Annotated in this window: 14 protein-coding genes and 1 pseudogene; 6 read left to right on the forward strand and 9 right to left on the reverse strand. The window is 63.0% G+C overall.

Annotated elements, in window-relative coordinates; translation table 11 throughout:
• From EN781_RS35110 to EN781_RS04480, 5 genes and pseudogenes are all read left to right on the forward strand, one after another.
• Positions 1-528 (forward strand): annotated as a pseudogene (locus EN781_RS35110) (trigger factor); the annotation flags it as partial.
• A gap of 179 nt (positions 529-707) precedes the next feature.
• Positions 708-1,232, forward strand: a complete 525-nt coding sequence (locus EN781_RS04465) for a hypothetical protein (RefSeq protein ID WP_126054219.1) — start codon at positions 708-710, stop codon at positions 1,230-1,232.
• Between the two features lie 185 nt (positions 1,233-1,417).
• Entirely contained in the window at positions 1,418-1,798 is a 381-nt protein-coding gene (locus EN781_RS04470; protein ID WP_126054220.1) for a cytochrome c family protein, read from the forward strand.
• Between the two features lie 34 nt (positions 1,799-1,832).
• Positions 1,833-2,762: a heme o synthase gene (locus tag EN781_RS04475; RefSeq protein ID WP_126054221.1), complete on the forward strand. Its 930-nt coding sequence runs from the start codon at positions 1,833-1,835 to the stop codon at positions 2,760-2,762.
• A 366-nt stretch (positions 2,763-3,128) separates the two neighbouring features.
• The gene (locus EN781_RS04480; protein ID WP_126054222.1) at positions 3,129-3,947 is read left to right on the forward strand and encodes a DUF2189 domain-containing protein; all 819 of its coding nucleotides are present in this window, start codon (positions 3,129-3,131) and stop codon (positions 3,945-3,947) included.
• A 144-nt stretch (positions 3,948-4,091) separates the two neighbouring features.
• Here the strand turns inward: EN781_RS04480 and EN781_RS04485 are convergent, their stop codons facing one another.
• From EN781_RS04485 to map, 9 genes are all read right to left on the reverse strand, one after another.
• A complete protein-coding gene (locus EN781_RS04485; RefSeq protein WP_126054223.1) occupies positions 4,092-4,565 on the reverse strand; it encodes an aminoacyl-tRNA deacylase in 474 nt (157 codons plus the stop codon).
• A 134-nt stretch (positions 4,566-4,699) separates the two neighbouring features.
• On the reverse strand, positions 4,700-5,098 hold the full coding sequence (locus EN781_RS04490; protein WP_126054224.1) for a cytochrome C oxidase subunit IV family protein: 399 nt from the start codon (positions 5,096-5,098) through the stop codon (positions 4,700-4,702).
• Positions 5,099-5,124: 26 nt separating this feature from the next.
• Positions 5,125-5,847, reverse strand: coding sequence for a heme-copper oxidase subunit III family protein (locus tag EN781_RS04495; RefSeq protein ID WP_126054225.1), 723 nt, complete (start codon positions 5,845-5,847; stop codon positions 5,125-5,127).
• A gap of 10 nt (positions 5,848-5,857) precedes the next feature.
• On the reverse strand, positions 5,858-6,562 hold the full coding sequence (locus EN781_RS04500) for a cytochrome c oxidase subunit 3 (protein ID WP_126054226.1): 705 nt from the start codon (positions 6,560-6,562) through the stop codon (positions 5,858-5,860).
• Positions 6,559-8,328, reverse strand: a complete 1,770-nt coding sequence (gene ctaD / locus EN781_RS04505) for a cytochrome c oxidase subunit I (protein WP_126054227.1) — start codon at positions 8,326-8,328, stop codon at positions 6,559-6,561. The genes EN781_RS04500 and ctaD overlap by 4 nt, the downstream gene beginning before the upstream one ends.
• 21 nt (positions 8,329-8,349) lie before the next feature.
• Complete coding sequence (locus EN781_RS04510; RefSeq protein ID WP_126054228.1) at positions 8,350-9,222, reverse strand: cytochrome c oxidase subunit II; 873 nt, start codon at positions 9,220-9,222, stop codon at positions 8,350-8,352.
• Positions 9,223-9,375: 153 nt separating this feature from the next.
• Positions 9,376-10,140 (reverse strand): TIGR01458 family HAD-type hydrolase, encoded by a 765-nt coding sequence (locus tag EN781_RS04515; RefSeq protein ID WP_348631363.1) that lies wholly within the window; start codon positions 10,138-10,140, stop codon positions 9,376-9,378.
• A gap of 139 nt (positions 10,141-10,279) precedes the next feature.
• Positions 10,280-11,050, reverse strand: a complete 771-nt coding sequence (radC, locus tag EN781_RS04520; protein WP_126054230.1) for a DNA repair protein RadC — start codon at positions 11,048-11,050, stop codon at positions 10,280-10,282.
• 32 nt (positions 11,051-11,082) lie between these two features.
• Positions 11,083-11,910: a type I methionyl aminopeptidase gene (gene map, locus EN781_RS04525; protein WP_126054231.1), complete on the reverse strand. Its 828-nt coding sequence runs from the start codon at positions 11,908-11,910 to the stop codon at positions 11,083-11,085.
• A gap of 298 nt (positions 11,911-12,208) precedes the next feature.
• Between map and EN781_RS04530 the strand changes: the two genes are divergently transcribed.
• Positions 12,209-12,438 (forward strand): hypothetical protein (locus EN781_RS04530; RefSeq protein WP_127399816.1); only part of this gene is annotated, 230 nt, incomplete at its 3' end.

Below are 12,438 nucleotides of genomic sequence, written 5' to 3' on the forward strand. Positions count from 1 at the left end.
AACCAGGTCAACCGCGATCTGGAAGCCGCCGGCCGCACCTTCGCCGACGAAGAGACGACGGAAGAAGAGGCGCGCGCGGAATATATGCGCCTGGCGGAGCGCCGCGTGCGCCTCGGCCTGGTGCTCGCCGAAATCGGCGAGAAGGCCGGCGTCACCGTCTCTGACGAGGAATTGCAGCGCGGCCTGTTCGAGCAGGTTCGCCGCTTTCCCGCCAACCAGCAGCAGGAAGCCTTCGAGTTCTACCGCAACAACCCGGACGCGCTGAACACGCTGCGCGCGCCGATGTTCGAGGAGAAGGTGGTCGACCATCTGCTCGGCCAGATCTCCGTCACCGACGTCAAGGTCGGCAAGGAAGAACTGATGGCCGACGACGAGGACAGCGAGACCGTGGCCAAGGCGAAGCCGGCGAAAAAGGCTGCATCGAAGAAGGCCGAAGCCAAGGCAAGTGAAGCCAAGGCCGGCGACGACGCAGAGGAACCAAAAAAGAAGGCGGCGCCGAAAAAGAAGGCCGCCAAGGACGCCGAGTAACGCGCGTACCAGACTTGAATTTGCCAAAGGCCGCCCTCGGGCGGCCTTTTTCGTTGAGGCCTGGTGTTGTGGCTTCGGCGCAACAGCGGCGTGCTCGAATGGTGGCGCGCGGCTGGCGATACGAAACCTTGATGATTATCTGCGCTTGTGTCGCGAAACAGAGGGCGTTGGAGGCATCGTTGAGGCGGTTCGTCGAAAAGGGCGGCGTGGTGGCGGCGGCGCTCGCTTTCATCTCTGCCTGCGGCGTGGCCGAGGCCGATGCCGCTCTCGACAATTGGCGTTTCGATACCAGCAATGACGGTCTGGTCACCGCCTCGCTTTATGCCGACAACAAGCTTCTCACCGGTGGCGGCGCGCTGGGCTACAGTCCGGTGCTGACCATCGCCTGCCAGCCGGGTGGCGAGCCGCACTGGAGCGAATGGGTGCAGCTCAACGATGCCGTGTCCGCCAGCCGCAAGATCACCATGTCGGTTACTGTCGACGGCGACCGCAAATTCGATGAGAGCTGGTCCGTCGGTACGCGCGGCAAGGTGCTGGTCAGGGATGGCGCCGATGGCATCAAGCGGCTGGTGCCGGCGAGCCGGCTTCTGCTTTCCTGGCGCTTCGGCCTGCTGGCGGGACGCGGCGAGGCGGATTTCGACCTTTCCGGACTTGGCGAGGCGGTCGACAGGATCGCCGGGGCTTGCAACACCGATCCACCCTGAGCGCGTCCTAAACCATCGCAATCTCTGGCTTTTTCTATCCGCCGTTCGGAATCCGTGGTATGTAGGTGCCGCAATTCCACTGCGGCAGTGCGGATATTCCGTACTTGCCATCAAAGGGCGCAAGCCGACGTGATCGGCTGCGTGAATCGTCCAAGGCAGGATGACGACCAGGGAGGAAGTGCCATATGCGCGCCATCGCATTTATTGCAGCCGTGTCCGTAACAGCCTTCACCGCCCATCCCTCGCAGGCGCAGGACGCCGCGGCGGGTGAGAAGGTTTTCGTCAAATGCAAGGTCTGCCACATCGCGGACGAGGACAAGAACAAGATCGGCCCTTCATTGCATGGCGTTATTGGCCGCACGGCGGGCACGCACCCTGATTTCGCATACTCCCAGGCGATGATCGATGCCGGCAAGTCCGGCGTCAAATGGGACGACCCGACGCTGACGACCTATCTTCACGATCCCAAGGCCATGGTCAAAGGGACCAAGATGGCGTTTGCCGGTCTCAAGAACGACCAGGACGTGGCCAACGTCATCGCCTATCTCAAGCAGTTCTCGCAATAGTCATTCTTCCTGCCTCCATCGGTGGTCGCCTGCAATGTCGACTAGGGAAAGCCGCCTCGAGGACAACGGCATTCGCCTCTCGGAAGCGACGGCCGCCGATTTCTTCGCGCTGCTCAAACCGCGCGTCATGGCGCTTGCCGTCTTCACTGCTTTCGTCGGCTTGATGGTGGCGCCCGGCGTGATGAACCCGGTCATCGCCGTGATCGCGATCGCGGCGATCGCCATCGGGGCAGGTGCGGCCGGTGCGCTCAACATGTGGTACGACGCCGATATCGATGCGTTGATGACGCGTACGTCGAAGCGGCCGGTGCCTTCGGGCCGCGTCACGCCGGGCGAAGCGCTCGGCTTTGGCCTGGTGCTTTCGGCGCTCTCAGTGATGACGCTGGGCGTGCTGGTTGGCTGGCTCGCGGCGTCGCTGCTTGCCTTCACCATCTTCTTTTACGTCGTGATCTACACGATGTGGCTGAAGCGTTCGACGCCGCAGAACATCGTCATCGGCGGTGCGGCGGGCGCGCTTCCTCCGGTCATCGGCTGGGCGGCCGCCACCGGTGCCGTCGGTGTCGAAAGCCTCATCCTGTTCCTGATCATCTTCCTGTGGACGCCGCCGCATTTCTGGGCGCTGGCCTTGTTCAAGGTCGGCGACTACGCCGCCGCCGGTATTCCGATGATGCCGAACGTGGCGGGCGAGGCTTCAACGCGCAGACAGATCTTCGCCTACGCGCTCATCCTGGCGCCGATCGGGGTGCTGCCCTGGCCTTTCGGATTCGCCAGCGGATTCTACGGGGTCGTCGCAGCGGCGCTGGGTATCGGTTTCATCTGGCGTGCCTGGAAGGTGCTGGCCGCTCGCGACAATGAGATGACGCCGGCAAAGGCGCTGTTTGCTTTTTCGATCGCTTATCTCTTCGCGATTTTCGCCACGCTGCTCTGCGACAGGATCGTTTCGCGCGTGGTCGCCTCACTCTGATCCCGATGGGCATGAGCCAGGTTCGCAGCCGCAGCCCGCGGGCCGCCTAGAACCTTGCTTCCAAAGCCATCACGCCGGCAGCGCAAAGAATCCGAGCAGCAGCAGAATGAGTATCCCAAGGCCGAGTATGAGAAGCGTCCGAGTGTCCATGACCTTCACCTTCGACCTGCAGGAGAATAGCGAAAAAAGGATCTTCGAGCCAGCCTGTGCTTGGGCCCACCCGGATCCCTTGCCGACAAAGGGCGACAAGTCCCGCGCAAAAGTGTATGGTGTTTGTGGTGCAGGTTGCGGTTTGCGTGACCAATCACGCAGAACGATAGCACCATGAAACCGCGACCGCGCCGGACCTGATCTGGAGGAATGGTCATGGCGAGCTTTCACGTTATTGCAGGTGCCAGCGAAACGCTGGAGCATACGAGAATTCGAAAAATCGGCGTTTCCGATCTTTTCGACGCGCTCAGACGCGGCGTCGACGATTTTATGGTCAAGCCCTCGCATATCGTGTTTCTCTGCCTGATCTATCCGCTGGTCGGCGTGGTTCTCGCCGCCTGGACATCGGGCGCCAACGCGTTGCCGTTGCTGTTTCCGCTGGTCTCCGGCTTCGCGCTGCTCGGCCCGTTCGCCGCGATCGGCCTCTACGAAATCAGCCGCCGGCGGGAGGCCGGTCTCGATGCCTCCTGGAGCCATGCCTTCGAGGTCAAGAACTCGCCCGCCTTGCCGTCGATCGCGGCGGTCGGAATCATGCTGTTTGCGATCTTCATCGCCTGGCTTCTGACCGCCCAGGCATTCTACGTGCATCTCTTCGGCCCGACGCCGCCGGCATCGCTGTCCGGCTTCATCAACGAAATATTCGCCACCGGGCGCGGCTGGACGCTGATCGTGCTCGGCCATGCCATCGGCTTCGTCTTTGCCGTGGTGGTGCTGTGCACCACGGTCGTCGCCTTCCCGCTGCTGCTCGATCGTGATGTCGGCGCGTACGAGGCGATCCACACCTCGGTGCGCGTGGTGATGGCGAACCCGATCGTGATGGCGGTCTGGGGGTTGATCGTCGCCGTTGCGCTGATCATCGGATCGATCCCGGTCTTCGCCGGCCTGGCGGTGGTGCTGCCGATTCTCGGCCACGCCACCTGGCACGTCTATCGCAAGGTCGTGGAACCGCCACCTTCGGTCAAACCGGCAGGTTGAGATTTGGGGCCGCGCCGTTTCGGCGCGGCTTAAAGCGCGTCGCGTCTGAACGGATTCAGGCGACGCGCTTTAAGCTTTTGTCTTTGTGCATGTCGTTGTCCCAAAACCGCTGCACACTTTTGGGTGACATGCATTTAGCTAGCTTCAGTAGGCCGGATGGCTGAAGCGGGCCTGGCGCGCATCCGTTGTCAGGTTACGAAAGTCCTTGCCGCTGACATGAACGAGCGTCCTGTGGTCGCCGCCTTCGAAATAGATGTCGTCGGCGTTGCCAAGGCTTTCGTCGAGGATCACCGGCACGTCATAGGCGGCTCCGATCGGTGGCACCGCGCCGATGTCGCAATCGCCGAAGAGCGAGACCACCTCGTCCTCGGAAGCAAGCCCGAGACGCTTATCCATGATGCTTTGCAACGTGCCGAGCTCGATCCTGTGCGTGCTCGGGACCACGGCCAGCGCATAACCGAGCTCGTGGTGGACGACCACCGATTTGGCCATGATGCTGCCGGGCACATGCGCGGCGATGGCGGACTGCCGGCTGGTGGACGTGCGGTGATGCTCGACGGTGTCATAGGAAACGCCCTTGCCGTCGATGAAATGCTTCAGTTTGTTCGCGATCGTCATTTTGGCTCCCCTTGCTTCAGGTTGTGATGCAATTGGAACGACGGCTGTCTTCGACCGTCTCCGATACCGACAAAGATGGCTCAGCCATCCATTGTTTCAAGGCGAGGCGACCGTCCAGCAACTCCGGCTGTGCGTCAGGGTCCGGCACCGAAAAACGTTACACGGGTGAAAAGCGTGTAGTCGGACTCGAAGACCATCATCATCGTGAACACCAGCACCAATATCGGCGGCAGGATGATCGCATAGGCGAGCGCCAGCCTTTCCCAGGCCATGTGCATGAAGACGGCGACGATCAGCCCGGCCTTGAGCATCATGAAGATCAGGATCAGCGACCATCTGAGATAGCCGTGCAGCCCGAAATAGTCGACCAAGTAGGAGCAGGTGCTGAGGATGAACAGCCACACCCAGACCACCAGGTAGAGCTTGATCGGATGCTCCTGATGCGCCTCGGCCACGGCGACCGTCGCAGCGTCATGCGCGTGGTCGGCGTGCAGTGCGTGTTGCCCGAGACCGTTTGCGGTTGCTTCAGCCATAGCTTCCTCTCAACAAAGCCTGCTTCTCACCAAAGATAGAAGAAGGCGAAAATGAACACCCAGACCAGGTCGACGAAGTGCCAGTAGAGGCCCATGATCTCGACATTCTCGTAGCGGCCCCTGCGGCTTGTGAAGAAGCCGGGCCGCCCGATGTCGTAGTCGCCGCGCCAGACCTTGCGCGCCGTGATGATCAGGAAGATCACGCCGATCGTGACGTGGGTGCCGTGGAAGCCGGTGATCATGAAGAACGAGGAGCCGAATTGCGCGGCGCCCCAGGGATTGCCCCAGGGCCGTACCCCTTCGGTGATCAGCTTGGTCCACTCGAAGGCCTGCATGCCGACGAAGGTGGCGCCAAGCGCGGCGGTCAACAGCATCAGGATCGCGGTCTTGCGGCGGTCGCGGCGGTAGCCGAAATTGACCGCCATGGCCATCGTGCCGCTGCTCGAGATCAGTACGAAGGTCATGATGGCGATCAGGATCAGCGGAATCTCCTGGCCGCCGATGCGCAGCGCGAAGACCTCGCTCGGATTGGGCCATGGCACGCGCGTCGACATGCGCGCCGTCATGTAGGAGAGCAGGAAGCAGCCGAAGATGAAGGTGTCGCTGAGCAGGAAGATCCACATCATGGCCTTGCCCCAGGACACGTTCTTGAACGCGCGCTGGTCCGAGGCCCAGTCAGCGGCAATGCCTTGCCAGCCGGAAGGCCTTGGCTCCGTTTGGCCGCTATGCACCAGTGTCGTCTCAGCCATCGCCTGCCTCCTAGGTCAGCAGCTGCCGGCAAATGTCGATGAACGTCGCGGCCCAGCCGGCCAGAAGGGCGAAGATGCAGAGCCAGACGAAAAGCAGGAAATGCCAGTACATGGCGCAGAGCTCGACGCCGAGGCGCAGCCGCTCCGGCCGAGCGCCGTTCCAGGCGCTAGCGCTCGTCCTGCCAAGGCCGATCAGACCCCCCAGTATGTGCAGGCCGTGCATGCCGGTGATCAGATAGAAAAAGCTGTTGGCCGGGTTGGCGGCGAGAAGATAGCCATCCTCGGTCAGTTGCCGCCACGCCACGAGCTGCCCGATGAGGAAGCCAAGCGCTGTTACCCCGGCCGTGACAAGACCCAGCCGGACATTGTCGACCTGGCATTTGCGCGCGGCGGCGACGGCGCATTGCAGCGCGATGCTGCTCAGCACCAGCACGCCGGTGTTCAGCCAGAGGAGGCGCGGCAGTGGCAGCGGCCGCCAATCCGACAGGCCCATGCGCATGAAATAGGCGCTGGTGAACAGCGAGAACAGGCAGCCGACGACGGCGAGGAAGACGCCGAGGCCGATCTTGGCGGTGGGCAGGGCCGACCGGTCGAGGTCGACGAAATCCCCTGCCAGGCCTTGTTCCAACCATGGTTTCGCCGTCAGCCGCTGGTGCGAGAGCCACCAGCCGGCGAAACCGGCGATCACAGCCAGGAAGACCAGGATGACGCTCATGCCGGCTCCTTGGAGAGGCCGAAATTGCCCGGCACGTTCTGCGGAATGAAGTCCTCCTTGGCGCCCGGCACGCTGTAGTCATAGGCCCAGCGATAGACAATCGGCAGCTCCTTGCCGAAATTGCCATGGGTCGGCGGGGTCTCCGGCGTCTGCCATTCCAGCGTCGTCGCCCGCCAAGGATTGCCGCCGGCCTCGCGGCCATTGCGGATGCTCCAGATCAGGTTGAACAGGAACACCATCTGGGCGAAGCCGACTATGAAGGCCATGATCGAGATGAACGAGTTCAGATGATGGGCCGACTCCGTCATTATCGTCATATCGGTCAGCTCCGCGTAGCGCCGCGGAATGCCGATCAGGCCAAGATAGTGCATGGGGAAGAAGATCAGATAGGCGCCAAGGAAGGTCACCCAGAAATGGAAGCGGCCGAGTGTCTCGTCGAGCATGCGGCCGGTGACTTTCGGGTACCAATGGTAGATCGCGCCCAGGATCACTAGGATCGGCGCGACGCCCATGACCATGTGGAAATGGGCGACGACGAACATCGTGTCCGACAGCGGTACGTCGACGACGACATTGCCGAGGAACAGCCCGGTCAGCCCGCCATTGACGAAGGTGACGATGAAGGCGAGCGCGAACAGCATCGGTATGGTGAGATGGATGTCGCCGCGCCACAGCGTCAGCACCCAGTTATAGACCTTGATGGCGGTCGGAACGGCGATGATCAGCGTGGTGGTGGCGAAGAAGAAACCGAAATAGGGGTGCATGCCGCTGACATACATGTGGTGCGCCCAGACCACAAAGCTCAGCGCACCGATGCCGACGATGGCCCAGACCATCATCCGGTAGCCAAAAATGTTCTTGCGCGCATGGGTGCTGATGAGGTCGGAGACGATGCCGAAGGCCGGCAGCGCGACGATGTAAACCTCGGGGTGGCCGAAGAACCAGAACAGATGCTGGAACAGGATCGGGCTGCCGCCATTGTGCTGCAGTTGTTCGCCCATCTCGACGATCGCCGGCATGAAGAAGGAGGTGCCGAGCACGCGGTCGAGCAGCATCATCACGCAAGCGACGAAAAGCGCGGGAAAGGCGAGCAGCGCCATCACGGTGGCGGTGAAGATGCCCCAGACGGTGAGCGGCAGCCGCATCATCGTCATGCCGCGGGTGCGCGCCTGCAGCACGGTCACGACATAGTTCAGGCCGCCCATGGTGAAGCCGATGATGAACAGGATAAGTGAGGAGAGCATCAGGATGATGCCCCAGTCCTGGCCGCCGGGCGTGCCGGTCATGATGGCCTGCGGCGGGTACAGCGTCCAGCCGGCGCCGGTCGGTCCGCCGGGCGCGAAGAAGCTCGACACCAGGACCAGCACGGCGAGCAGGTAGATCCAGTAGCTCAGCATGTTGACATAGGGAAACACCATGTCGCGCGCGCCGACCATAAGCGGGATCAGGTAATTGCCGAAGCCCCCTAGGAAGAGCGCGGTGAGCAGGTAGATCACCATGATCATGCCGTGCATGGTGATGAACTGGTAATAGGCCTCGGGGGTGATGAAGTCGAACGTGCCGGGGAAGCCAAGCTGCAGCCGCATCAGCCAGGACAGCATCAGCGCCACGAAGCCGATCGCCGTCGCCGTCGCCGAATACTGGATGGCGATGACCTTGGCGTCCTGCGAGAAGACGTATTTCGTCCACCAGCTGTGCGGATGGTAAAGTTCCATTTCCGCGACTTCGGCCGGCGGTACGGCATCTGCAGGCGTGATATCGACCATGGCGGCACCTCCGTGCCCTGTTCAGCGTGCCTCGACAGTTTCGAGTTTTGCCGCAACGTCCAGACCAGACGCCGTCGCCTGGTCGGCCGAGCCCGTCTTCTGGGGCGCCGACAGTTGCGCGAAAGTCTGCTGCTGGCCTAGCCAGGCCAGGTAGTCCTGTTCGGTATCGACCATGACCACGCCATGCATCAGCGGGTGACCCTGGCCGCAGAGTTCCGCGCACAGGACCTGGAAGGTTCCGGTCCTGGTCGGGGTGAACCAGAAATAGGTGACTGAGCCCGGGATCATGTCCATCTTGGCGCGGAATTCCGGGATGTAGAAATCGTGCAGCACGTCGACCGAGCGCAGCACCATCTTGACCGGCTTGCCGATCGGCAGGTGCAGATCGGCCGCCTCGACCACGACATCGTCCTGGCCGTTGGGATCGCCGGGGATGACGCCGAGCGGATTTTCAGCCGTTATGTCGCGAGTGTCAGAGGTGCCGAGCTTGCCGTCCTTGCCGGGCAAGCGGAAGCTCCATTGCCATTGCTGGCCGATGACTTCGACCTCGGTCGCGTCGCTCGGGACAGTGACGAAGCGGCTCCAGACGAACAGGCCGGGCACCAGAAGGGCGGTAACACCCACTCCCGTGACGACCGTCAGCCACCATTCGAGGCGCTTGTTCTCCGGTTCATAGGCGGCGCGGTTGCCTTCCCGGTGGCGGAAGCGGAACACGCAATAGGCCATGAAAAGCACCACGGCGGCGAAGACGACGCCGGTGATCCAGAAGGTTATGATGATGGTGTTGTCGATATAGTCCCAGTTCGAGGCAATCGGCGTCCACCACCATGGGCTCAGGAAGTGAAACACCACAGAGCCCACAACAACCAAAACGAGTACAAGCGCAATGGCCATGTCCCGTCCTCCCGGCATTCGAGGGGGCGCGAAGCCGTCCCGGTGAATGCCGCTGGCATCATAGCGTGATTTGCGGTTGAAATTCCAGAGCCGACTATGCGTGGGATGTACATGTGGACAAACTGGCGCGTCTGCAGTCACGGAGCCTCGTTTTCAGGTCGGACTGGATCGCGCGATGATCCAATCGGCGGCCGCCGCGAGATCGGCGACGGTCGCGGTCGGCGGCGGATCGAAGCGCTTCTCGTCGCCGCGGCGATATTTGCCGGTGCGCACCAGCAAGGCGCCCGAAAGCCCCGCGCGGAGCGCGCCGGCTATGTCGGCCTCGGCGTCGTCGCCAACCATGATCGCCTGTTCCGGCGGACAATTCATCGAGGCCAGCGCCGAGAGAAAGAATGCCGGTGACGGCTTGCCGAGAACGGTCGCGCGTTTCAGCGAGGCAAACTCCAGTGCGGCGACAAATGGCCCGGCATCGAGGTTGAGCGCGCCATCGGCATCGCGAAATGTCCGGTTAGTGGCGAGAGCCAGCAATTCGGCCCCCGCGACCAGTTCGCGGAACGCGTCGTTCAACACCGCGTAAGTCAATGCGTCGCCAGCGTCGCCGACGATGACGGCGCGCTTGTCGCGGGCCGGCAATTCGCCGAAATCCGGTTCGAGGCCGGGGTGGACCAGCAGATATGGCGCGCGGCCGTTGCGCAGCAGCCATTCGCGCGCGGCCTGCGCCGGGGTGAAGACATCGGCCTTGGCGGCGGTGAGGCCCATCGCCCCCAGATGGTCGAGAACCTTCTTTTTCGACGAGCGCGTGGTGTTGCTGACGAAGCGTATGGAAAAACCGGCCTGGCGCAGACGCGCGACGGCGTCGACCCCGCCCGATATGGCAGTCGCGCCATCATAGATGACGCCTGCGAGGTCCAGCAGCACGCCCCTTGTCATCACCCCAGCATGACGAGGAGCGCGCCATGCGTCAAATGCGAAAGGGATCAGATTGCGGCAAGTAGCTATGCTACCTATGCTTTCGTCGGGCCAAGTCGCCGGCGTGGGGCAGAGATCGACACCGAACTCAGATCAACAACAGCCCCTTCATGCTCGCATTGCCCTTTCGGCCGATGATGATGTGGTCGTGGACGCCGATGCCGAGCGGTTTTGCCGTTTCGATGATCTGCTTGGTCATCTCGATGTCGGCGCGCGACGGTGTCGGGTCGCCGGACGGATGGTTGTGGACCAGGATGATGGCGCTGGCCGAAAGCTCCAGCGCGCGCTTGACCACCTCGCGCGGATAGACCGGCGTGTGGTCGACGGTGCCGACCTGCTGCACTTCGTCGGCGATCAGCCCGTTCTTCTTGTCGAGGAACAGCACGCGAAACTGCTCGCGGTTTTCGAAGGCCATGGCTGACCGGCAATAGTCGAGAAGCTGCGTCCAGTTGGAGACGATTTCGCGGCCGTGCACCTCGCCGCGCGCCATGCGCTGCGCGGCCGCGGCGATCACCTTCAGGTCGACCGCCACCGAGGGGCCGATGCCCTTCACCTCCTGCAGCAGGTTGACCGGCGCGCCGAGCACTTCGGCGAAGGTGCCGAAGCGCGCCAGCAAGGCCTTGGCGATCGGCTTGGTGTCGACGCGCGGGATCAGCCGGAAGAGCAGCAGTTCGAGAAGTTCGTAGTCGGGGAGGGCGTCGGCGCCGGCGGCCGTGAAACGCTCACGCAAACGGTCACGATGGCCATGATAGTGCGGCTGTTCTGGTGTCGCCCTCTTTTCGACCGCCGCTTTGCCGGCCGGCGGTTCGATCCACCGCTCGGAGAAAAATCCCCGCTCGTCATCGCCGGTTTTTCCCATGAACCCGCCACCCCCGAAGGCTTTGAGGGAGACTAGGCCGGCAGGCCGGGGCGGTCGAGTTTTTTCGGCGAGAGCGTGAAGATCTCGCAGCCGGTGTCGGTGACGCCGATCGTGTGCTCGTATTGCGCCGACAGCGAGCGGTCGCGTGTGACCGCGGTCCAGCCGTCCGACAGCACCTTCACATGCGGGCGGCCGAGATTGATCATCGGCTCGACGGTGAAGATCATGCCCGGCCGCATCTCGACGCCTTCGGTGGCGGTGCCGTAGTGCAGGATGTTCGGCGCGTCGTGGAAAAGCTGGCCGACGCCGTGGCCGCAGAAATCGCGCACCACCGAGCAGCGCTCGGCCTCGGCATAGGTCTGGATGGCAGCGCCGATGGCGCCGGTGCGGGCGCCCGGCCTGATCGCGGCGATGCCGCGCATCAGGCACTCATGGGTGACCTCGAGCAGGCGCTCTGCGGCGCGCTTGATGGTGCCCACCGGATACATGCGCGAGGAATCGCCATGCCAGCCGTCGAGGATGTACGTGACGTCGATGTTGACGATGTCGCTGTCCTTCAGCGGCTTGTTGTCGGGAATGCCGTGGCAGACGACGTGGTTGATCGAGGTGCACGACGATTTGGTGTAGCCGCGATAGTTGAGCGTCGCCGGCAGCGCGCCATGGTCCATGCCGAACTCGAAGACGAAACGGTCGATCGTCTCGGTGGTGACGCCCGGCGCGACCATCGGCACCAGCTCGTCGAGGCAGCGTGCGGTGAGCTCGCAGGCCTTGCGCATGCCGGCAAAGCCTTCCTCGCCATAGAGGCGGATCTGGCCGGTGTTTCTGAGCGGTGCCGTGGCGGCGTCGAGATAGGTGACCATTTATGTCCGTTTGCCGGGGTGGTTGGCTCCTGATGCGAGCCGTCACGAAAAATCCCCCCAGATTTGGCACCGGAAGCCGCAAGGTTCAAGGACGAACTGCCGCTGCCGGACTTAAGCCCGCACTATTCGGCCCCGATGGCCGATGTCCCAGCCGTCCGCCCGGTCCGGTGCCGGATTGGCGCGGTGCTTTTCTCATGCGGCTCGACGGGGTAGGGCGAAGGGAAGAGTTTGGAGACTTGATGGCTTCCACGCGCGCAAGATCAATGCTGTCACTGGTTAGGGCGGCCTGCTGCTGCCGGTGTCGCTGCTCGGTCTCGCCCAGCAGCAGGCGATCAGCGCTGCCGCTTCGGGCGGCGCCGGCATCAGCTTGGCGCGGCAGGGCGACCAGGTCGCGCTGCCGCGCATCACCGGCAAGACGCAGGCGCTCGAGCTCCGCGCCGGCCGGGCGCTGCCGGTCAAGTTCCTGAGCAGCGATGCCGGCGCGCTTGCGCTGGCGGCCCATATTCTCCTGGTCGACCAGAATTCGCC

This window comes from Mesorhizobium sp. M4A.F.Ca.ET.090.04.2.1 (assembly GCF_003999085.1).
GTDB lineage: Bacteria > Pseudomonadota > Alphaproteobacteria > Rhizobiales > Rhizobiaceae > Mesorhizobium.